The sequence below is a fragment of the Parendozoicomonas sp. 2304DJ65-17 genome, from assembly GCF_058148445.1.
Map to the genome: position 1 here is coordinate 1 of NZ_JBYVJV010000140.1, position 233 is coordinate 233.

1 protein-coding gene is annotated in these 233 nt (G+C 48.5%); it reads left to right on the top strand.

Annotated elements, in window-relative coordinates; all coding sequences use genetic code 11:
- A partial coding sequence (locus tag ACY2RR_RS24820) for a hypothetical protein (protein ID WP_490110869.1) occupies window positions 1-233 on the top strand: 233 nt, incomplete at both ends.

Here is a 233-nt window from a genome sequence, read left to right on the forward strand (position 1 = left end):
CGTTTCGTGAAAAAGAAGATACGGTTGATTCCACCCTTAAAGGGCTGGGGCATATCATGCACAGCCCCGTTGGTGGAACGACCAAAGTGTGTGACTATATCGCTGATGAAGTGACAGTAGAGAGCACCGGCACTCTGTTTTCTCCAGGGTATCGCGTTGTTGTACCCGGTGTTGGAGAAAGGACTGAAAAACATATTCAGCTGACATTGCCTGATTTCAGTTTGACCGCACAG